Below are 18,605 nucleotides of genomic sequence, written 5' to 3' on the forward strand. Positions count from 1 at the left end.
CGACTTAGTCGGTCCTGGCCGGACCTGCGCTGGGGTTGCGCGACATGAGCTGCTGCAAGGGCAGGCGGCTCACGAACAGTCGACAACAAGGGAGGACGCTGGAGAAGCGTACCGCCCTGATAGCGGGAATCGGGTCCGGGCTCAAGCGGAAAGCGCGACGCGCCTCAGAACGGCTTCACGATGACGAGAATGACGATGCCGACCATCAGCACCGCCGGAACCTCGTTGAGGACGCGGAAATAGCGCGGCGTCTTGACGTTCCGGTCATTGGCGAAATTGCGCACATGCTTCACCAGCACGCCATGGATGCCGGACAAGAGGAACACGAGCAGCAGCTTGCCGTGCAGCCAGCCGCCCTTGAAGCCGAAAGCGTACCAGGCGAGGTAGAGGCCCAGCACCCAGGTCACGATCATCGCCGGGTTGATGATGCCCTTGAGCAGCCGGCGCTCCATGATCTTGAAGGTCTCGGACTGGATCGAGCCCGTCTGCGCCTCCGCATGATAGACCATCAGGCGGGGCAGATAGAGCATGCCGGCCATCCAGGAGATGACAGCCATGACATGGAAAGCCTTGATCCACTCGTACATCGCCTGAGCCCTCAGCCCCGTACCCGTTTCAGCAAGCGCTCGACATGCGCGATCCGCGTATCCGGCATGATGCCGTGGCCGAGATTGAAGATGAAGGGCCGGTCTCCGAAGGCTGTCAGGATGGCATCGACCTCCTGCTCCAGTTCGTCGCCGCCGGCGCGCAGCACCAGCGGGTCGAGATGACCCTGCACCGGGACCTGCGACTGAATGGCATCGCGGGCGAAGCTCCGGTCGATATCGGTTTCGAGACCGACGGCATCGACACCCGTCCCTGCGATGTATTCAGGGATCAGGCGCCCGGCCCCGCGCGGGAAGCCGATGATCCGCGCTTGCGGATGTGACGAGCGCACGCCCTCGACGATCCGGCGCGTCGGTTCGATGCACCAGCGCCTGAAATCCTCCGGCCCGAGCGATCCCGCCCAGCTGTCGAAAATCTGGACGGCGTCGACGCCGGCCGCGATCTGCGCATTCAGGTAAGCGACCGACGACGTGACAAGTCGGTCGATGATGGCCTGGAACAACATGGGGTCGCGGCCGAACAGCTCCTTCGCCGGTCCCTGATCCGGCGTGCCGCGGCCGGCGACCATATAGGTCGCAACCGTCCAGGGCGCGCCGCAGAAGCCAATGAAGCCGGTTCCGGAGGGCAAAGCCGCACGCACCCGCCGCACCGTCTCCAGGATCGGATCGAGCCGGCTCTGATCGGCCTCGCGATCGATCTCGGCCAGACGCGCTGCGTCGGCGACCGGCTCCAACCGCGGGCCTTCGCCTTCGGCGAACCAGAGCTTCTGGCCGAGTGCCTGGGGCGCGACCAGGATATCCGAGAACAGGATCGCGGCATCGAAGCCGAAGCGCCGGATCGGCTGGAGCGTCACCTCGGCGGCCCATTCGGGATTGTAGCAGAGCGCCAGGAAGCTGCCGGCCTTGGCCCGGAGCTCGCGATATTCCGGCAGATAGCGACCGGCCTGACGCATCAGCCAGATCGGAGGGGTCGGCAGGGTTTCGCCGCCTAGCACACGGATCAGGGCAGGAGTCTCGGATTTCGTCATGCCTGCCGGGCCATCCATCCCGCTATCTCTCAAATAAGATTCCTAGAGAGAATCTTTTGTTTTGACTCTTGGAGGCAGGGAGATAGCCCGCCGCAATTTCGTCCACAACCGATCCACAGCCACTGGGACAGCGAGTCGCGGGCCAGTGGGAGCCTCGACCACCCGTTAAGGCTTTATTAACGAATTGGAATCGGCGCTCGCCGCGCCGGCTTCCAAAATGATTCACGTGAAACACTTTCTTTACCATTCACAGCCCGGCGGCTGTTGATGGTTCCGCCGGGTTATACAGAGCCACCGGTCGGCCCTCGTTTTCTGTCCACTTGTCCACACTGCTCCCCAAGGCCGGGGATAGCCCGTCGGCTCCGAGCTGTCGGGTGTTCCGGCCTCGCGGGAACGGAAAAGCCGAGCCGGTATCAATTCGTCTCGGAGCGATTCCGGTCGCGACCAAAGCGCGCTAGAGGAAGAGAACGCTTCAGGCCGGGGGATGCCGTGGTCCGCAATTATTTCCATCTGCATCTGGTCTCGGATGCGACCGGCGAAACGCTGATCGCCGTCAGCCGGGCCGCGGCCGCGCAATATGAAAGCGTCTCGGCGATCGAGCATGTCTACCCGCTGGTCCGCTCGGAGGCACAGCTCGCCCGCGTCCTTGCCGAGATCGAGGCCTCGCCCGGCGTCGTGCTCTACACGCTGGTCGAACCGGAATGGCAGGAGAAGCTGGAGAATTTCTGCCGCGAGCTTGGCTGCCCTTGCCTCTCCGTGCTGCAGCCCGTGCTCTCGCTGTTCCAGTCCTATCTCGGCCAGGCCCAGGCGACGAAGCCCGGCGCGCAGCATGTGCTCAACACCGAATATTTCCGCCGCATCGACGCGATGAACTACACGCTCTTGCATGATGACGGGCAGATGGGCGGCGATCTCGACAATGCCGATGTCATCCTGGTCGGCATCAGCCGGACCTCGAAAACGCCGACGAGCATCTATCTCGCCAATCGCGGCATCAAGACCGCCAACATCCCGCTGGTCCCGAACATCCCGCTGCCGCCCGAACTGGAGAAGGCCAAGAAGCCGTTGATCGTCGGGTTGATCGCGAGTGCCGATCGCATCGTTCAGATCCGCCAGAACCGCCTCTTGTCGTTGCGCGCCGACGACGACACCGCCTATGTCGATCCGACTGCAGTGGCCGACGAGGTCACGCAGTCGCGCCGCCTCTGCGCCCGCAAGGGCTGGCCGGTGATCGATGTGACGCGCCGCTCGATAGAGGAGACGGCCGCCTCGATCCTCGATCTGCTTCGCGACCACCGCATGAAGTTCATCGCGACATGAACGCGTCATCCGGCCTCTGGCTCGCCGCCGAGCCCCTGATCCTTGCTTCCGGCAGCGCGACCCGGCGCGACATGCTTCTGGCTGCCGGCATTCCGGTCGAGGTGGTGAAGCCTGATATTGACGAACGCGCCGTCGAGAAGCCCTTGGTCGACCGCGGCGTGCCGGCGGACCAGGTCGCGGCGGCGCTGGCCTGTGCCAAGGCGCTGGCCGTCTCGCGTGATCGTCCCGGCCGCCTCGTCCTCGCTGCCGACCAGACGCTGACCTGCGATGGCGCAGCCTTCCACAAACCCGCTGACATGGCGGCGGCAGAACGGCAGATCGCCGCTCTCGCCGGGCGGACGCACGAACTCCACTCCGCCTTCGTCATCGCACGCGATGGCGCGCCGCTCGTCGAAGAGCTCGAGGCGGCGCGGCTCACGATGCGTCCGCTCCAGCCCGATTTTATCGCGCGCTATCTGGCTGTCGTCGGTTCGGCTGCCCTGTCCAGTGTCGGCGGCTATCAGGTCGAAGGACCGGGCGCGCAGCTCTTCGACAGGATCGAGGGCGACCATTTCACCATTCTTGGCCTGCCGTTGCTGGCGGTGCTCACGGCGCTGCGCGATCTCGATTGCCTCGCCCGCTAACGGACTTCACTCATGGCGCCTCGCTGCTTCGTCATCGGACATCCCATCGCGCATTCGCGCTCGCCGCTGATCCATGGCGAATGGCTGCGCGAGCATCGGCTTGCCGGCTCCTATGAGCGGATCGATGTCGCCCCGGCCGATCTACCCGCTTTCGTCTCCCGTCTGCGCGATGGCGAATTCGCTGGCGGCAATGTCACCGTTCCCCACAAGGAAGCGGTGATGGGATTGGTCGATGAGGTCAGCGCTGCCGGCCGCGCGGTCGGCGCCGTCAATACGCTCTGGCGCGAAGGCGACCGGATCATTGCCGACAATAGCGACGTGCCGGGTTTCCTCGCTCATCTCGATGCGACGGTGCCGGGCTGGCAGGATCGCGTCGGCACGGCTCTCGTTCTGGGCGCCGGCGGTGCGGCACGCGGCATCTGCTATGGCCTGAAGGCGCGTGGCGTCGCGCGCATCCTCGTCGTCAATCGCAGTCCCGAGCGGGCCGCCGAACTGGTCGCCGCGCTGGGCCATCCGCTTGTCGCCGGCGATTGGGGCAAGCGCGACAGCCTCGTCGGGGAGGCCGATCTCATCGTGAACACGACCGCGCTCGGCATGCAGGGCAAGCCGCCATTGGAGATCGATCTTGCGGCCCTGCGGCCCGGAACGATCGTCGACGACATCGTCTATGTTCCCTTGAAGACAGCGCTGCTGGCCGAGGCGGAGCGGCGTGGCGGCTTAGCCGTCGACGGGCTCGGCATGTTGCTGCATCAGGCCGTGCCCGGCTTCGCCCGCTGGTTCGGCGTGACGCCACAAGTAACGCCGGCGCTTCGCGCCCTCATCGAAACCGATATCCTGAAGGCCTGATTCGCCGGAGCCGTCATGACCTTCGTGCTGGGCCTTACAGGCTCGATCGGAATGGGAAAATCGACCACCGCGCAGCTCTTCGTGCAGCGCGGCGTGCCCTTGCACGATGCCGATGCGGCCGTGCATCGCCTGCATCGCGGCCGGGCTGCTGCGCCGATCGAGGCCGCCTTTCCGGGCACGGTGATCGACGGCGTGGTCGATCGCGCGAAACTGGGGGCGGCCGTGCTCGGCAAGCCCGAGGCGCTGCGCCAGCTCGAAGCGATCATTCATCCGCTGGTGCGCGAGGAGGAAGAGGCCTTTCTCGCCCGCTGCCGCCGCGAGGGGGCGGGGCTTGCTATCATCGACGTGCCGCTCCTGCTGGAGACCGGTGGCGAGGCGCGTTGCGATGCCGTCCTCGTCGTGACCGCGCCGGCCGATGTCCAGCGCCAGCGTGTTCTCGCCCGCCCCGGCATGACCGCAGAAAAGCTCGACGCCATCCTGTCGCGCCAGATGCCGGATGCGCAGAAGCGCCGCCATGCCCATTTCCTTGTGGACACCTCGCGCGGTCTCGTGGCCGCCGAGCGGCAGGTCGGCTCTATCCTGATGGCGCTCGCCGGCCGTCCCGGGCGCGGTGCGCAAACAAGGTCCTGAAGCAATGCGCGAGATCGTTCTCGATACCGAAACCACCGGCGTCGAAGCCAATAACGGCGACCGCATCGTCGAGATCGGCTGCGTCGAGCTGCTCAACCATTGTCCGAGCGGCCGGACCTTCCACGTCTATATCAACCCCGAGCGCTCGATGCCGATCGAGGCGTTTAACGTCCACGGCCTCTCGGAAGAGTTCCTCTCGGACAAGCCGCTTTTCGCGGCCATCGCCCAGGAATTCGCGGAGTTCATCGCCGGCGCCAAGCTGGTGATCCATAACGCTGCCTTCGACGTCGGCTTCATCAACATGGAGTTCAAGCGTCTCGGCCTGCCGCCGATCGAGCAGGCCTTCGTGGTCGACACCCTGTCGATGGCGCGCCGCAAGCATCCCGGCGCCTCGAACAGCCTCGACGCGCTCTGCTCGCGCTACGGTATCGACAACAGCCGCCGCACGAAGCACGGCGCGCTGCTCGACTCCGAGATCCTGGCCGAGGTCTATATCGAGCTGATCGGCGGCAAGCAGGCCTCGCTCGGCCTCGGCGTCGAGGCGGCGGCCGGCCGCCCCGGCGTCGCCATGGCTGCGGTCGAGAAGCCGCAGCGTCAGCGTCAGTTGGCGCCGCGCCTCAGCGAGGAGGCGCTCAAGGCGCACGAGGCCTTCATTCTCGGCTCGCTCAAGGCGCCGCTCTGGAAGGGCTATCTCGGCATCACGGACGACGCGGCGCAGTAGCTCGTCGGTTGGTTTGTCATTCCGGGGCTTCGCGGAGCGAAGAACCCGGAACCCACGACCGGGTGAGCCCTTTCCGGCGCTTGACCGCTAGCACCCCGCCCAGTCGTGGGTTCCGGGTTCGCGCCTGCGGCGCGCCCCGGAATGACAAGGGGCGAGTGAGCCCGAAGCTTATCGCGCCCGGCGGCGCGACACCATGTTGAGCGCCTCGATCAGGGCCGAGAAGGCCATCGCGGCGTAGATATAGCCCTTCGGCACATGCACGCCGAAGCCCTCGGCGATCAGCGTGCCGCCGATCATCAGCAGGAAGCCCAGCGCCAGCATCACGACGGTCGGATTCTTGTCGATGAAGCGCGCCAGCGGATCGGCGGCGAGCAGCATCGTCAGCACCGCGACGAGCACCGCGATGACCATGACCGGGATATGCTCGGTCATGCCGACGGCGGTGATGATCGAGTCGATCGAGAACACCAGGTCGAGCAGCAGGATCTGGAAGATCGCGGCGCCGAAGCTCAGCGTCACCGCGCGCTTGCCGCCCTCGGCCAGGACCGATTCCGGATCGGGATCGACCTTGTGATGGATCTCCTTCGTCGCCTTCCAGACCAGGAAGAGGCCGCCGGCGATCAGGATGAGGTCGCGCCAGGAGAAGGCCTGCCCGAAGACCGTGAAGATCGGGGCGGTCAGCTTGACGATGATGGCGACGGTGCCAAGCAGGGCAAGGCGCAGGATGAGGGCCAGGCCGATGCCGATCCGGCGGCCCTTCGAGCGCTGATGCTCGGGCAGCTTGTTGGTCAGGATCGAGATGAAGATCAGGTTGTCGATGCCGAGCACGACCTCCATGGCGATCAGTGCCCCGAGCGCGGCCCAGACGGTGGGGTCGGCGGCAAGCGTCATAAGGTGGTCCATCGGTTCTCCATCGGATACGAAAAGGGCGGGCGTCCCTGCCGGGGCGTCCGCCGTTGCTTCGGGCACATGGAGAGGGGTGCCTCGCTCCGCAAGGGCAACAATTATCCGCAATAAACGAAAAAGGGCCCCGCGAGGGGCCCTTCCGTCGTTCTTTGCCGATGCCGGCGAGCGATCAGTTGGTCGCCGCGCCCTGCTGGCCCTCGAGCTCCTGCATGCGCTGCTGGAAGAGCTGAGCGAAGTCGATCGGCGGCACGTAGAAGGGCGGGAAGCCGCCGTTCTGCACGGCCTCGGCGATGATCTGCCGGGCGAAGGGGAAGAGCAGGCGGGCGCAGTCGATCACCAGCACGGGGTGAACATGCTCCTGCGGGATGTTCTGCAGGCGGAACACGCCAGCATAGCTCAGGTCGAAGGCGAAGAGCGTCTCGCCCTTGAGCTCGGCCTTGCCTTCGAGGCGCAGCACGGTCTCGTAGTCGTTGTCGCCGAGGGCGGTCGAGCCGACATTGACCTGCAGCGACATCTGCGGGCCCTGCTGGGCATCCTGCTGGGCGAGCGAGCGCGGCGCCTTCGGGTTCTCGAAGGAGAAATCCTTGGTGTACTGGATCAGGGCGTTCAAGCTCGGAGCCGCTTCGGCGCCGGCGCCATTGCCGTTGGGAAGTTCGTTGGCCATCGGTCCCATCTTGTTCTGGCAGGCTGTCTCGGGAAATCCCGCGCCTGTGCCGGCTCTCGGGAGGCGCTCCATGCTATGGAGCGGCGCGCGCGTCGGCTATCATGGACGCCTCCCCGGCACAAGAAGTCGCCTTCACAAGCCGGGGGGTGGATGTTACGAGCCAGTCTCACCATATGACGGTGAGTGCCCGGCGCCAGCAGGCGACAGGGCAGGCAACAACGGGGAGCCGCGGGTCAGCTTTCGATGCAGAATTCCTTCGACATGCAGACTCTGATCTTCCTGGCCCTGGCCGTGTTCGTGGCCTGGAAGCTGCGCTCCGTGCTTGGCCAGAAGACCGGACACGAGCAACCCAAGGATCCCTTCGCCCGCCGCGAGACGCCGCCGATGCGGCCGGATCAGGCGCAGGGCCAGGACAAGAGCGACAATGTCATCCGCCTGCCCGGCGCCGCGAACGACGCGAGCGCGCCCCAGCCGGCGGCGGCCGAGCGCTGGAAGGATCTGGCCGCGCCGGATTCTCCGGTCAGCGCCGGCATCGAGGCGGTGATCCGCCAGGAGCCGGGCTTCGATCCGCATGAATTCGTCGGCGGCGCCAAGGCTGCCTACGAGGCGATCGTCACCGCCTTTGCCCGCGGCGACCGCAAGATGCTGAAGGGCCTTCTCGCGAAGGATGTCTATGACGGCTTCGAGCAGGCCATCACCGAGCGCGAGAAGCGCGGCGAGAAGGCCGAGTCGAACTTCGTCTCGATCGACAAGGCCGATCTTGCCGCCGTCGAGGTCAAGGGCAAGACCGCGCAGGTCACGATCGCCTTCGTCTCGCAGCTCATCAGCGTCACGCGCGACGCGCAGGGCGCGGTCGTCGATGGCAGTGCCGAGCAGGTCTCGGAGGTCAACGACATCTGGACCTTCTCGCGCCAGCTCGGCAGCCGCGATCCCAACTGGCTGCTCGTCGCCACCGAATCCGCCGCGTGAAGCGCGGCGGCGCCGGTGTCGCACTGGCGCTCTCCGCAGCCCTGGGCCTTGCATCCGTGACCGCCATGGCCTCGCCGCCCCCGCTGCCTCAAGGAGCCCGTGCCGAGGCCTTGTCGCCCGCCGCCATTCCCGGCTGGGCGCAGGAAGACCATTCCAGGGCCTTCGCCATCTTCGTGCGGGGCTGCATGGCCGATCCACCCCTGCGCCAGGGCGTGCCGTTGCCGCAGCGGCTCACCGCCGTCTGCGACAAGGCCAAGGCGCTCGCTGCGGCGGGCCCGGTCGGACGCGAGCAGGCGAGAACCTTCTTCGAACAGAATTTCTCCTTCTGGCGCATCCGGCCGGAAACGGGCGAAACCGGCTTCACCACCGGCTATTTCGAGCCCGAGTTCGAGGGCTCGCTGACCCGTTCCGACGCCTTCCCGACGCCGCTCTACGACCGGCCGAAGGATCTGGCGACGCGCTTCTCCGACGATGACTGGCCGGGCCTCGACAAGGCGCTTTCGGCCGCGCGCCGGACCGCCAAGGGCTTCGAGCCCTTCCCGGACCGCACCGCGATCGAGACCGGCGCCCTCGATGGCCAGGGGCTCGAAATCCTCTGGCTGCGCGATCCCGTCGACCGTTTCGTGCTGCAGGTGCAGGGCTCCGGCCGTGTCCGCCTGCCGGATGGTTCGGTGACGCGCCTGACCTATTCCGGCCGCAACGGCCATCCCTATACCTCGCTCGGCCGCGTGCTCAGCCAGCGCGAGAACATCCCGCCCGAGCAGATGACGATGGACCGGCTGATCGCCCGGCTGAAGGCCGATGCCGGCTTCGCCCGCGATCTGATCCGCCTGAACAAGTCCTTCGTCTTCTTCGCCCGCCGCGACGACCTGCCGGCCGAGAGCGGCCCGATCGGCGGCGCTGGCCTGCCATTGACGCCGATGCGCAGCGTCGCCGTCGATCGTACGGCCTGGCCCTATGGCGTGCCGGTCTGGATCGACACCACGCTTCCCGACGGCGTTGGCGGCGACGAACATCTCGCGCGCCTGATGATTGCGCAGGATACCGGCTCCGCCATTCTCGGCCCAGCCCGCATGGATCTCTTCGTCGGCTCGGGCGCTGCGGCCGGCCATCGCGCCGGATTGATCCGCCATCCCGTCGCCTTCACCGTGCTCTGGCCGCGCTGAGATGCGGTCCCGCCGCGGAAAGACCCTGACGGAGGCCGATATCGCGCTCTGGCGCCAGGTCGCGCGCTCGGTCAAACCGCTGCCCGGCCGGGCGCCGGTCGAGCCGGAACCGGTTCCGGAACCCGCGGCTCCCGCTCCGGTGGAGACTGCGCCGCGCGCCGTCGCGGCTGCTGCGCCGGTCAAGGCAGCCCCACCTTCAGCCCCGCCGCTGGCGCCGATCGAGCGGCGGCTGCGCACGCAGTTGCGCCGGGGCCAGCAGAGCGTCGATGCCTCGATCGACCTGCACGGCATGCGGCAGGACGAGGCTCATCTGGCGCTCCATGCCTTCCTGCGCCGCGAGCAGCGCCGCGGCTGTCGCATCGCTCTGGTGGTGACCGGCAAGGGCGCGCTCGCGCCGGCTTTGTTCGGCGACGAGCGCGGCGTGTTGCGCCGGATCGTGCCGCATTGGCTGCGTCTGCCCGAGTTGCGCGCGCTGGTCCTCGGCTTCGAGGAGGCCGAGCAGCGCCATGGCGGCTCCGGCGCGCTCTATGTCCGCCTGCGTCGCCTCAGGGAGCACGGGCCGTGACGCCCTTCGGCCAGCGTGTCCGGGCCCTGCGGGAGGCACGCGGCATGACCCTGGCGCAGATGGCGGATGGCCTCGGCGTCTCGCCGGCCTATCTCTCGGCGCTGGAGCACGGCAAGCGTGGCCGCCCGACCTTCACCCTGATCCAGGGGGCGATCCATCTGCTCGGCGTGATCTGGGACGAAGCTGACGAACTCGTCCGCCTCGCCGATCTCTCGCATCCGCGCGTGGTCATCGATACCGCCGGGCTCGATCCGGAAGCGACGCTGCTGGCCAACCGGCTGGCGCGCGAGATCGACCTGCTGGAGGGTGAGGATCTGCGCCGGCTCGCTGCCGTGCTCGACGAGGCCGCCGCCGGCCGCGATCCCGCCTGATTCGCGCCGCTTGACCCGGCATCATACGGATGCGACAGGGCCACCATCTTCCCCATCGGCCGACGGGCCGCGCCATCCGGACAGAGCAAGCAGAGCCATGACCCAGACCCGCACGGACGTCCTCGCCCTCGGTAACGCCATCGTCGACGTGCTGGCCTCGGCCGAGGAGGATTTCCTCATCGCCCAGAAGCTGACCAAGGGCGCGATGATGCTGATCGACGAGGCCCGCGCCGAGTCGCTCTATGCCGCCATGGGCCCGGCCCGGATCATCTCCGGCGGCTCGGCCGCCAACACCATTGCGGGCCTCGCCTCCTTCGGCGGCAAGGGTGCCTTCATCGGCAAGGTCCGCGGCGACGAGCTCGGCAAGCTCTATCGCCATGACCTGACCTCGCTCGGCGTCGCCTTCGGCACGGCCGATGCGACGGACGGCCCGGCGACGGCGCGCTCCTTCATCATCGTCACGCCCGATGGCGAGCGCACGATGAACACCTATCTCGGCGCCTGCCAGGGCCTCTCGGTCGCCGATGTCGACGCCAAGGCCGTCGAGGCCGCCGATATCGTCTATCTCGAAGGCTATCTCTGGGACCCGCCGGCGGCCAAGGAAGCCTTCCGCAAGGCCTCCGAGATCGCGCACAAGGCCGGTGGCCGCGTCGCCATCACCCTGTCCGATTCCTTCTGCGTCGACCGCTATCGCGACGAGTTCGTCGGCCTGATCCGCAACCGCATGGTCGATCTCGTCTTCGCCAACGAGCACGAGCTCAAGAGCCTCTACGAGACCTCGGATTTCGACACGGTCCTGTCCTGGCTGCGCTCGGAGAACGTCCTCGCCGTCGTCACCCGCTCCGAGAAGGGCGCTCTGGCGGTGACGCCGGATGGCATCGTCGAGGAGCCGGTCTTCCCGGTCCAGCGCGTCGTCGATGCGACCGGCGCCGGCGACCTCTTCGCCGCCGGCTTCCTCTACGGCCTGACCTCGAACCGCGAGACCCGCGACTGCCTGCGCCTCGGCGCGCTCGCCGCGGCCGAGATCATCTCGCATGTCGGTGCCCGCCCGGATGTCAGCCTGAAGACGCTGGCGGGGAACGAAGGGCTGCTTTGAGTTTTTCCTTCTCCCCTCGGGGGAGAAGGTGTCTGCGAAGCAGACGGATGAGGGAAGGGTCGCGCAAGCGGCCCTTTCTTGTTTTCGGGTGAGGCTCCTCCCTCATCCGTCACGGCTTCGCCGTGCCGCCTTCTCCCCAAGGGGAAGGAAAACCCTGCCTCAATACAACGTCGCCTTGACCCGGCCAGGCAGCGCCTCGTCATAGGCCTTGCCGTCGAAGGTCGCGACCTCCGCATTCCGTGCCGTGATGTCGCGCAGCATCGTGCCGGGCGAGGGCAGGCTGCGCCGATCGACCTGACGCTCCGGGTTCCAGAGCTCTGCCCGCACCACCGCGCGCGAGCACTGGAAGTAGACGGCCTCGACATGAACGACCATCACGCTCGCCGGTAGCTTCCCGGCCATCTCGAACTGCGACAACAACTCTGGGTCGCAGGAAATCGCCGCACGTCCGTTCACGCGCAGCGTCTCGCCGCAACCGGGGATCAGGAAGAGCATTCCGATTCGATCGTCGAACAGGATATTCTTCAGAGAATCCAAACGGTTATTACCTTTTCGATCGGGAATCAGGAGCGTTTTCGCGTCCCGGACCGTGACAAAGCCCGGCAAATCCCCACGCGGCGAACAATCCAGCCCCTCCGGACCGACCGTCGCGAGCACGAAAAATGGCGAGGCCGCGATCAGCGCCCCATAGTTCGCGTCGACATGATCGATCTCCTTGAAGGTCGAGGCCGGCGCGATCGGATTGGGATAGGCGCGGGCGAGGTCGTCGAGCGAGGTGATGCGGTGGTCGGACATGCCGGTCTCCCTGGATCGGCATATGTCTAGACTATTGTGTGCGGCGCGTCATCACCTTACGGCGCCGCCGAAGCCAGGCCAGCCGCGATGGCTGCAGCGAGGCCGGTGGGATTGTCCCAGGGGATCGAATGCCCGGCACGTGGCACGATGGCGATCTCGACTCCCGCCTCCGGCAACCCGGCCGCATCGCCATAGGGCAGCGACAGCTCTCCGATGATCAGCGTGCGCGGTACGCGGAGCGACGTCAGGATGCTCCGCCACGTCGGGTCGCTGCCGTCGACGAGCGAGCGAGCGGTCCGCTGCACGGCATAGGCGGCGCTGCGGGCGAGCGAAGCCGCCCAGATATCGTTGCCTTCCGCCGCAGCCGCGCGGACGATCGCATCCTGTCCGCCGGCGCAATATTCCGCTTCCGGGATCGCCGCGATCCCCCGGCTGAACTGGCCCCCGCCCGGATCGAGATTGGGTTCGCCGACGATGAGCCTGCCGAGGCGCGGCCCCAGCATCGCGGCAGCGGCAATCGCAACAGTGCCGCCCATGCTGTGCCCGAAGACATCGGCCCGGGGCAGCTCCAGCGCATCGATCAGCGCGACGATGCTGCGGGCATGGTCGTCGATCGTGTAACCGAACGCCTCCGGCCGGTCGCTGAAACCGGAGCCCAGCAGGTCGACCAGCAACATGCGCCGGCCGCGCAGGGCCGGATCGGCCGCAACGGTCGGATAATCGCAGGACGAAGCACAGCCGAGTCCGTGAATCATCACCAGAGCCGCGCCGTCACCGGCGAGATCGTGGTAGCGCAGGGATCCGCCAGCGGCGGGAACGGCGAAGGATTTCATCGATAGGCACCCCGGCTTTCACGCAAGACTAGCAAAGCTATTGCCCGGACATGGCGGGAGATCTCCTGCCTGAAACGAAAAACGCCCCGCATCATCGATGCGGGGCGTTCTGTCTTACGAAAGCTGGCGGGCCGTGATTACTCGGCCGCGCCCTGCTTCTCGCGGGCCTTGTCGGCCTCGCGCTGGGCCTTGAGCTTCTCGGTCAGGTCCTCGCCGGTGGCCTGGTCGACGACCTTCATCGAGAGGCGGATCTTGCCGCGCTCGTCCTGGCCGAGGAACTTAACCTTGACCTTGTCGCCTTCCTTGACGACGTCCTGCACCTTCTGGACCCGCTGCGGAGCGAGCTCGGAGATGTGGACGAGGCCGTCCTTGGCGCCGAAGAAGTTCACGAAGGCGCCGAACTCCATGATCTTGACGACGGTGCCGTCATAGATCACGCCGACTTCGGCTTCCGAGACGATCGACTTGATCCACTTGATCGCGGCTTCGATCGACTTGCCGTCGGCCGAGGCGATCTTGATGGTGCCGTCGTCCTCGATGTTGACCTTGGCGCCGGTCTTCTCGACGATCTCGCGGATGACCTTGCCGCCGGAGCCGATGACTTCACGGATCTTGTCGACCGGGATCTTCATCGTCTCGATGCGCGGCGCGAACTCGCCGAGCTGGCTGCGCGAGGCGGAGAGCGCCTTGTTCATCTCGCCGAGGATGTGCTCGCGACCGCCCTTGGCCTGGTCGAGGGCGACCTTCATGATCTCCTCGGTGATGCCGGCGATCTTGATGTCCATCTGCAGCGAGGTGATGCCCGCGGCGGTACCGGCCACCTTGAAGTCCATGTCGCCGAGATGATCCTCGTCACCGAGGATGTCGGAGAGCACGGCGAAGCGCTTGCCTTCGAGGATGAGGCCCATCGCGATGCCCGCGACCGGCGACTTCAGCGGAACGCCCGCATCCATCAGCGCCAGCGAGGTGCCGCAGACGGTGGCCATCGAGGAGGAGCCGTTCGACTCGGTGATCTCCGAGACGACGCGGATCGTGTAGGGGAACTCCGACTTGGCCGGCAGCATCGGACGGATAGCGCGCCAGGCGAGCTTGCCATGGCCGATCTCACGACGGCCGGGCGAACCCATGCGGCCGGTCTCGCCGACGGAGTAGGGCGGGAAGTTGTAGTGCAGCAGGAAGGTTTCCTTGTAGGTGCCTTCCAGCGAGTCGATGAACTGCTCGTCATCGCCGGTGCCGAGCGTGGTCACGACCAGCGCCTGGGTCTCGCCGCGGGTGAACAGGGCCGAGCCGTGGGTGCGCGGCAGCATGCCGGCCTCGGCGACGATCTTGCGGACCGTCTTGAGATCGCGGCCGTCGATGCGGGTGCCGTCGTCGAGGATGGTCCAGCGCACGACCTTGGCCTGGGCCTCCTTGAACTGGCCACCAACCTGCTCCTTGGTGAAGGTGGTCTTGCCGTCGGGCTCGGCCGAGATCAGCGAGGCGACCTTGGCCTTGGCGGCGTCCAGCGCCTTGTAGCGCTCGGCCTTGGTGGTGATCTTGTAGGCGGCGCGCAGGTCGGCGTCGACGAGCTTGAGGACCGCATCCAGAACGACCGAGTTGTCGGCCGGGGTGTAGTCGCGCGGCTCCTTGGCGGCCTTCTCGGCCAGGCGGATGATGGCGTCGATCACCGGCTGGAAATGCTTGTGGCCGAACATCACGGCGCCGAGCATCACGTCCTCGGGAAGCTCCTTGGCTTCCGACTCGACCATCAGAACGGCGTCCTGGGTGCCGGCGACGACGAGGTCGAGGACCGATTCCTTGGCCTCTTCGATCGTCGGGTTCAGCTTGTAGGCGCCGTCGATATAGCCGACGCGGGCGCCGCCGATCGGGCCCATGAAGGGCACGCCGGAAAGCGTCAGGGCGGCCGAGGTCGCGACCATCGCGAGGATGTCGGGATCGTTCTCGAGGTCATGCTGGAGAACGGTGACGACGACCTGGGTGTCGTTCTTGTAGCCTTCGACGAAGAGCGGGCGGATCGGGCGGTCGATCAGGCGGGAGACCAGGGTCTCCTTCTCGCTCGGGCGGCCTTCGCGCTTGAAATAGCCGCCGGGAATGCGGCCGGCCGCGAAGGTCTTTTCCTGGTAGTTCACGGTCAGCGGGAAGAAGTCGAAGCCCGGCTTCGGCTCCTTCGCGGAGACGACGGTCGCGAGCACGACGGTCTCGCCATAGGTGGCCATCACGGCGCCGTCGGCCTGGCGGGCGACCTTGCCGGTCTCGAGGACGAGCTTGCGGCCGCCCCAGATCAGTTCTTCGGTTTGGATGTCGAACATGTGTTTCGTCTTTCGGTCGGGTTCGACCCGTCCGGTGCCTTCAGGCCCATGGGCAAGACGGCGGAACACTCGGGTTTGAGAGGGAATGCGCCCGAGCGCTCGGCGATCCTGCCATGGACGTCTTGGGCGCCCGGCGGGTCACGCGGAAAGGCCGCCCCATGCGGCTGCCGCGATAGTCAGGCAGGCACCCCATGGCGCCCTTGCCCGAAAAGGAGCCGCCCGGAGCAGGTCGCACCGGGCGGAAACCGTCAGCTTTCGATCAGCGGCGGATGCCGAGCCGTTCGATCAGCGTCTTGTAGCGAGCCTGGTCCTTGCCCTTGAGGTAGTCGAGCAGGGAACGGCGCTGGGAAACCAGCTTGAGCAGGCCGCGGCGCGAATGGTTGTCCTTCGCATGCGACTTGAAGTGGCCGGTCAGGTTGGTGATGCGCTCGGTCAGGATCGCGACCTGAACTTCCGGCGAGCCGGTGTCGTTCGGCTTGGTGGCGTATTCCTGGAGCAGCGCGGTCTTGCGCTCGGCAGTGATCGACATCGGGATATCCTCGTGTTCGGGTTGATCTGGCGGGCCAGGCCGGGATGTCGTCCAGCAAGGTCCGAAGCCCGCGAGCCGCCTCATCAGGGAGGGGTCGCGCCGCCGGCTGGTTGGCCGGTTGCCCGGGCATATACACGAAATCGGTGGAAACGCCAGCGTTCCGGAGTCCAGATCGGCGCAAGGCTCTTGACCGGCCGCTAGGCCGAAGCCTCGCCGCGATCATAGCGCTGCTGCGCCGCCTCGACCTCGCCGATATGCGCCTCGGCCCAGAGCGTCAGCTGGTTCACCGTCTGCGCCAGCGTCCGCCCCAGTTCGGTCAGCGAATACTCGACGGTGACGGGCACCGTCGCGAAAACCTCGCGCCGCACCAGCCCGTCGCGTTCCAGGCTCTTCAGCGTCTGCGACAGCATCTTCTGCGAGATGTTCTCGATCCGCCGCCTGAGTTCGTTGAAGCGCAAGGTGCCGTCGTCGAGCGCGATCAGGATCAGCACCGCCCATGTATCGCCGATGCGGTCGAGCACACGCCGCGTCGGGCACAGCGCCTGGAAAGGGTCGGGGCGTTTCAGCATGGCGGTTTCCCGGAGGTGACCATGTCGCGTGAAAGTGCCTTCTTTACGGGGCGGAGCGGCAGGATCAGATAGGTTCCATTGGAGTGCAGGTATCCATTGGATACTACAACAAGGAACCCCTGTCATGAAAGTCGCCAAGAAAGTCGCATTGATCGGCGCCAGCGGATTCATCGGTTCGCGCCTGCTGGCCGAACTCGCCGCCCGTGGCCATGCCGTCACCGCCATCGTCCGCAACCCCGAGAAGGTCGCGAGCCTGCCCGGCGTCACCGCCGTCAAGGGCGATGTCTTCGACAGGGACGGGTTGGCCAAGCTCGTCGCCGGTCATGATGCGGTGATCAGCGCTGTGCATTTCAGCGCCAGCGACCCGCAGGTCCTGCTCGCGTCGGTCCGGCAGTCCGGCGTGCCGCGCTATCTCGTCGTTGGCGGCGCAGGCAGCCTCGAGGTCGCGCCGGGCGTGAAGCTCTTCGACACCCCCGAATTCCCCGCTGTTTATCTCGACGAAGCCCGCAAGGGCGGCGCCTTCCTCGATCTGCTGAAGCAGGAACAGGGCCTCGACTGGACGTTCCTCTCGCCTTCGGCCCTGATCCAGCCGGGCGAGCGCACCGGCAAGTTTCGCCTCGGCACCGACCAGCTTCTGGTCGACGACAAGGGCAACAGCGCGATTTCCGCCGAGGATTACGCGATCGCCCTCGTCGACGAGCTGGAAAAGCCGGCCCATGGCCGCCGCCGCTTCACGGTCGGCTACTGAGACTCATTTCTGGGGCTTGCCGAGTTGCCCCGGAACCTCGCGGTTATCCCGGACAAGCTGCGTAGCAGCGCCGATCCGGGATCCATCGCAGAGCTCCACCGCCCTTCGATGGATCCCGGGGCAGGCCCGGGATGACGCTACGGTTTCGAGGGGACAGGGCAAGCTGCGGTGTGAAAAGCCGAAGGGCCGCGCCTTCTTCCGGAAGCGCGGCCCTTCTTTATTGAGTAACTTGCAATGGCGATTACGCCTTGCGAAAGCGCTTCTCGCCGATGCTCAGCGTGCCGCGCTTCAGTTTCCCGAGCGCGACCCAGCCGGTCTCGCCCTCGAAATAGAGCTTCGAGCGATCGACCGCATAGCGTCCGACATGCTTGGCGCCGGCTGCGGGCTTGGCCTTGTGGAACTGGCCGTCCGGCCTGAGGTCGATCAGGATCGACCCGTCCTCGGTCTTCCACTGGCCGATCGCGGCCTGTTCGAAGGGGCCGGGAGCATCGGTGGTGTCGAAATCGATCTCGAGCGGGCGGACGGTACGGCTGGCCGGCGCGAGACCGGAGGCGAACTGGCCGAGAGCCTGAAGAACCTGGCTGATCTGCATGGTTTTCGTCTCCCTGTGGTGGTGACGGCTGAAACCGCTTGTCGCAGACATCCCCGTCGGGACCTGTCAGCAAGCGGTGCGGCATCGATCGACTCCAGCGAGTCGGCCGAGGAACGTCACGGATTGAATGTGCGAGGGCGGCGTCGTGGTGGAGCAAAGCTCCGGCGCCTGTCACGGAGATAGGCCGATCGAACGTCTCGACAAGAGGCAGCGAGCACATTTTTCTCCCGCTCGCCGTACGAACGCTGCCGCGGATCACCAACCGCAGCGTCATCCCGGATCTCCCTTTGGCCGCCCGGGATGACCGTCGTGTTTCGATGCATAGTCGAAGGGGACTGGCTGTCGCCTGAAACGCGAACGGCGCCCTTTTGGGGCGCCGCGCATGTCGTGTCCGAGGATGATCTGGAGGCTGTGCCGCCTCAGAACTCTTCCCATCCTGAATCGCTGGCCCGGCCGCCGCCGCCATTGGCGACCTTGCGGGGTGCGGGCGCACGGGACTGGACGAAGGCCGCTTCGGCCAGCTGACGCAGCCGCTCCGGCTCGCCGGAGGTCGCGGCGGCAGGTGCGGGCCGCGCGGCGCGCATCGGCGCCTTGACCGCACGCGGGCCCGTCGCGGCCGGCTGGGCGTAAGCCGTCTGGCCCGCCGCCTCGCGGCCGGTGCGGAAGGTCGCGACCAGCGCGTTGAGCTGCTCGATCCGGCCGGAGAGCGAGCCGGCCGAG

At 66.7% G+C, this 18,605-nt stretch carries 22 protein-coding genes; 11 read left to right on the forward strand and 11 right to left on the reverse strand.

All coding sequences use genetic code 11. The features are described from left to right. Positions 1-164: 164 nt before the first annotated feature. Both hemJ and hemE read right to left on the reverse strand, forming a co-directional pair. The gene (hemJ, locus tag WFK61_RS25065) at positions 165-587 is read right to left on the reverse strand and encodes a protoporphyrinogen oxidase HemJ (RefSeq protein ID WP_336814770.1); all 423 of its coding nucleotides are present in this window, start codon (positions 585-587) and stop codon (positions 165-167) included. A gap of 11 nt (positions 588-598) precedes the next feature. Then, positions 599-1,633, reverse strand: coding sequence for a uroporphyrinogen decarboxylase (gene hemE, locus WFK61_RS25070; RefSeq protein ID WP_336814771.1), 1,035 nt, complete (start codon positions 1,631-1,633; stop codon positions 599-601). 489 nt (positions 1,634-2,122) lie between these two features. Between hemE and WFK61_RS25075 the strand changes: the two genes are divergently transcribed. The 5 genes from WFK61_RS25075 to dnaQ are packed head-to-tail and all read left to right on the forward strand — an operon-like array spanning position 2,123 to position 5,773. Continuing rightward, positions 2,123-2,953, forward strand: a complete 831-nt coding sequence (locus WFK61_RS25075; RefSeq protein ID WP_336814772.1) for a pyruvate, water dikinase regulatory protein — start codon at positions 2,123-2,125, stop codon at positions 2,951-2,953. Further along, complete coding sequence (locus WFK61_RS25080) at positions 2,950-3,576, forward strand: Maf family protein (protein WP_336814773.1); 627 nt, start codon at positions 2,950-2,952, stop codon at positions 3,574-3,576. Before WFK61_RS25075 ends, WFK61_RS25080 begins: the two co-directional genes overlap by 4 nt. Before the next feature lie 12 nt (positions 3,577-3,588). Then, the gene (locus WFK61_RS25085) at positions 3,589-4,422 is read left to right on the forward strand and encodes a shikimate dehydrogenase (protein WP_336814774.1); all 834 of its coding nucleotides are present in this window, start codon (positions 3,589-3,591) and stop codon (positions 4,420-4,422) included. Positions 4,423-4,437: 15 nt separating this feature from the next. Further along, on the forward strand, positions 4,438-5,052 hold the full coding sequence (gene coaE / locus WFK61_RS25090; RefSeq protein WP_336814775.1) for a dephospho-CoA kinase: 615 nt from the start codon (positions 4,438-4,440) through the stop codon (positions 5,050-5,052). Between the two features lie 4 nt (positions 5,053-5,056). After that, complete coding sequence (gene dnaQ, locus WFK61_RS25095; protein ID WP_336814776.1) at positions 5,057-5,773, forward strand: DNA polymerase III subunit epsilon; 717 nt, start codon at positions 5,057-5,059, stop codon at positions 5,771-5,773. Positions 5,774-5,941: 168 nt separating this feature from the next. On the opposite strand, the gene WFK61_RS25100 is transcribed toward dnaQ, so the two are convergent. Continuing rightward, on the reverse strand, positions 5,942-6,676 hold the full coding sequence (locus WFK61_RS25100; protein WP_336814777.1) for a TerC family protein: 735 nt from the start codon (positions 6,674-6,676) through the stop codon (positions 5,942-5,944). Between the two features lie 172 nt (positions 6,677-6,848). After that, positions 6,849-7,343 (reverse strand): protein-export chaperone SecB, encoded by a 495-nt coding sequence (secB, locus tag WFK61_RS25105; RefSeq protein WP_336814778.1) that lies wholly within the window; start codon positions 7,341-7,343, stop codon positions 6,849-6,851. 243 nt (positions 7,344-7,586) lie between these two features. On the opposite strand from secB, the gene WFK61_RS25110 reads away from it, so the two are divergent. The 5 genes from WFK61_RS25110 to WFK61_RS25130 all read left to right on the forward strand — a co-directional run bounded on the left by WFK61_RS25110 (position 7,587) and on the right by WFK61_RS25130 (position 11,510). Next, the gene (locus WFK61_RS25110) at positions 7,587-8,312 is read left to right on the forward strand and encodes a Tim44/TimA family putative adaptor protein (RefSeq protein ID WP_336814779.1); all 726 of its coding nucleotides are present in this window, start codon (positions 7,587-7,589) and stop codon (positions 8,310-8,312) included. Continuing rightward, positions 8,309-9,478 (forward strand): murein transglycosylase A, encoded by a 1,170-nt coding sequence (mltA, locus tag WFK61_RS25115; RefSeq protein WP_336814780.1) that lies wholly within the window; start codon positions 8,309-8,311, stop codon positions 9,476-9,478. The genes WFK61_RS25110 and mltA overlap by 4 nt, the downstream gene beginning before the upstream one ends. Before the next feature lies 1 nt (position 9,479). Beyond that, positions 9,480-10,043, forward strand: a complete 564-nt coding sequence (locus WFK61_RS25120; protein ID WP_336814781.1) for a Smr/MutS family protein — start codon at positions 9,480-9,482, stop codon at positions 10,041-10,043. Continuing rightward, positions 10,040-10,414, forward strand: coding sequence for a helix-turn-helix domain-containing protein (locus WFK61_RS25125; RefSeq protein ID WP_336814782.1), 375 nt, complete (start codon positions 10,040-10,042; stop codon positions 10,412-10,414). The genes WFK61_RS25120 and WFK61_RS25125 overlap by 4 nt, the downstream gene beginning before the upstream one ends. Before the next feature lie 97 nt (positions 10,415-10,511). Then, positions 10,512-11,510 carry an adenosine kinase gene (locus WFK61_RS25130; RefSeq protein WP_336814783.1) on the forward strand — a complete coding sequence of 333 codons (999 nt, stop codon included), beginning with the start codon at positions 10,512-10,514 and terminating at the stop codon, positions 11,508-11,510. A gap of 159 nt (positions 11,511-11,669) precedes the next feature. Here WFK61_RS25130 and WFK61_RS25135 read toward each other — a convergent pair whose 3' ends face one another. The 5 genes from WFK61_RS25135 to WFK61_RS25155 all read right to left on the reverse strand — a co-directional run bounded on the left by WFK61_RS25135 (position 11,670) and on the right by WFK61_RS25155 (position 16,545). Then, complete coding sequence (locus WFK61_RS25135; protein WP_336814784.1) at positions 11,670-12,305, reverse strand: pyridoxamine 5'-phosphate oxidase family protein; 636 nt, start codon at positions 12,303-12,305, stop codon at positions 11,670-11,672. Between the two features lie 56 nt (positions 12,306-12,361). Continuing rightward, entirely contained in the window at positions 12,362-13,138 is a 777-nt protein-coding gene (locus WFK61_RS25140) for an alpha/beta fold hydrolase (RefSeq protein WP_336814785.1), read from the reverse strand. 137 nt (positions 13,139-13,275) lie between these two features. Beyond that, positions 13,276-15,447 carry a polyribonucleotide nucleotidyltransferase gene (gene pnp, locus WFK61_RS25145; protein WP_336814786.1) on the reverse strand — a complete coding sequence of 724 codons (2,172 nt, stop codon included), beginning with the start codon at positions 15,445-15,447 and terminating at the stop codon, positions 13,276-13,278. A gap of 259 nt (positions 15,448-15,706) precedes the next feature. Continuing rightward, positions 15,707-15,976 (reverse strand): 30S ribosomal protein S15, encoded by a 270-nt coding sequence (rpsO, locus tag WFK61_RS25150; protein ID WP_047579443.1) that lies wholly within the window; start codon positions 15,974-15,976, stop codon positions 15,707-15,709. A 197-nt stretch (positions 15,977-16,173) separates the two neighbouring features. Further along, positions 16,174-16,545, reverse strand: a complete 372-nt coding sequence (locus tag WFK61_RS25155; RefSeq protein ID WP_442896376.1) for a winged helix-turn-helix transcriptional regulator — start codon at positions 16,543-16,545, stop codon at positions 16,174-16,176. A 124-nt stretch (positions 16,546-16,669) separates the two neighbouring features. Here WFK61_RS25155 and WFK61_RS25160 point away from each other — a divergent pair, with 124 nt between their 5' ends. Continuing rightward, on the forward strand, positions 16,670-17,293 hold the full coding sequence (locus tag WFK61_RS25160) for an NAD(P)-dependent oxidoreductase (RefSeq protein WP_336814787.1): 624 nt from the start codon (positions 16,670-16,672) through the stop codon (positions 17,291-17,293). 241 nt (positions 17,294-17,534) lie between these two features. On the opposite strand, the gene WFK61_RS25165 is transcribed toward WFK61_RS25160, so the two are convergent. Both WFK61_RS25165 and WFK61_RS25170 read right to left on the reverse strand, forming a co-directional pair. Beyond that, entirely contained in the window at positions 17,535-17,885 is a 351-nt protein-coding gene (locus WFK61_RS25165; RefSeq protein ID WP_336814788.1) for an Atu4866 domain-containing protein, read from the reverse strand. 419 nt (positions 17,886-18,304) lie between these two features. Then, the coding region (locus WFK61_RS25170; protein WP_336814789.1) for a hypothetical protein at positions 18,305-18,605 on the reverse strand (301 nt) is incomplete at its 5' end.

Source organism: Allobosea sp. MMO-172, from assembly GCF_037147855.1.
In the GTDB taxonomy this organism is placed as follows: Bacteria; Pseudomonadota; Alphaproteobacteria; order Rhizobiales; family Beijerinckiaceae; genus Allobosea.

Excerpts from the sequence above, each read along its gene's own strand:
- hemJ (WP_336814770.1), bottom strand. The coding sequence starts at position 587 with ATGTACGAGTGGATCAAGGCTTTCCATGTCATGGCTGTCATCTCCTGG.
- hemE (WP_336814771.1), bottom strand. The coding sequence starts at position 1,633 with ATGACGAAATCCGAGACTCCTGCCCTGATCCGTGTGCTAGGCGGCGAA.
- WFK61_RS25080 (WP_336814773.1), top strand. The coding sequence starts at position 2,950 with ATGAACGCGTCATCCGGCCTCTGGCTCGCCGCCGAGCCCCTGATCCTT.
- WFK61_RS25085 (WP_336814774.1), top strand. The coding sequence starts at position 3,589 with ATGGCGCCTCGCTGCTTCGTCATCGGACATCCCATCGCGCATTCGCGC.
- coaE (WP_336814775.1), top strand. The coding sequence starts at position 4,438 with ATGACCTTCGTGCTGGGCCTTACAGGCTCGATCGGAATGGGAAAATCG.
- dnaQ (WP_336814776.1), top strand. The coding sequence starts at position 5,057 with ATGCGCGAGATCGTTCTCGATACCGAAACCACCGGCGTCGAAGCCAAT.
- WFK61_RS25100 (WP_336814777.1), bottom strand. The coding sequence starts at position 6,676 with ATGGACCACCTTATGACGCTTGCCGCCGACCCCACCGTCTGGGCCGCG.
- secB (WP_336814778.1), bottom strand. The coding sequence starts at position 7,343 with ATGGCCAACGAACTTCCCAACGGCAATGGCGCCGGCGCCGAAGCGGCT.
- WFK61_RS25110 (WP_336814779.1), top strand. The coding sequence starts at position 7,587 with ATGCAGAATTCCTTCGACATGCAGACTCTGATCTTCCTGGCCCTGGCC.
- WFK61_RS25120 (WP_336814781.1), top strand. The coding sequence starts at position 9,480 with ATGCGGTCCCGCCGCGGAAAGACCCTGACGGAGGCCGATATCGCGCTC.
- WFK61_RS25130 (WP_336814783.1), top strand. The coding sequence starts at position 10,512 with ATGACCCAGACCCGCACGGACGTCCTCGCCCTCGGTAACGCCATCGTC.
- WFK61_RS25135 (WP_336814784.1), bottom strand. The coding sequence starts at position 12,305 with ATGTCCGACCACCGCATCACCTCGCTCGACGACCTCGCCCGCGCCTAT.
- WFK61_RS25140 (WP_336814785.1), bottom strand. The coding sequence starts at position 13,138 with ATGAAATCCTTCGCCGTTCCCGCCGCTGGCGGATCCCTGCGCTACCAC.
- pnp (WP_336814786.1), bottom strand. The coding sequence starts at position 15,447 with ATGTTCGACATCCAAACCGAAGAACTGATCTGGGGCGGCCGCAAGCTC.
- rpsO (WP_047579443.1), bottom strand. The coding sequence starts at position 15,976 with ATGTCGATCACTGCCGAGCGCAAGACCGCGCTGCTCCAGGAATACGCC.
- WFK61_RS25155 (WP_442896376.1), bottom strand. The coding sequence starts at position 16,545 with ATGCTGAAACGCCCCGACCCTTTCCAGGCGCTGTGCCCGACGCGGCGT.
- WFK61_RS25160 (WP_336814787.1), top strand. The coding sequence starts at position 16,670 with ATGAAAGTCGCCAAGAAAGTCGCATTGATCGGCGCCAGCGGATTCATC.
- WFK61_RS25165 (WP_336814788.1), bottom strand. The coding sequence starts at position 17,885 with ATGCAGATCAGCCAGGTTCTTCAGGCTCTCGGCCAGTTCGCCTCCGGT.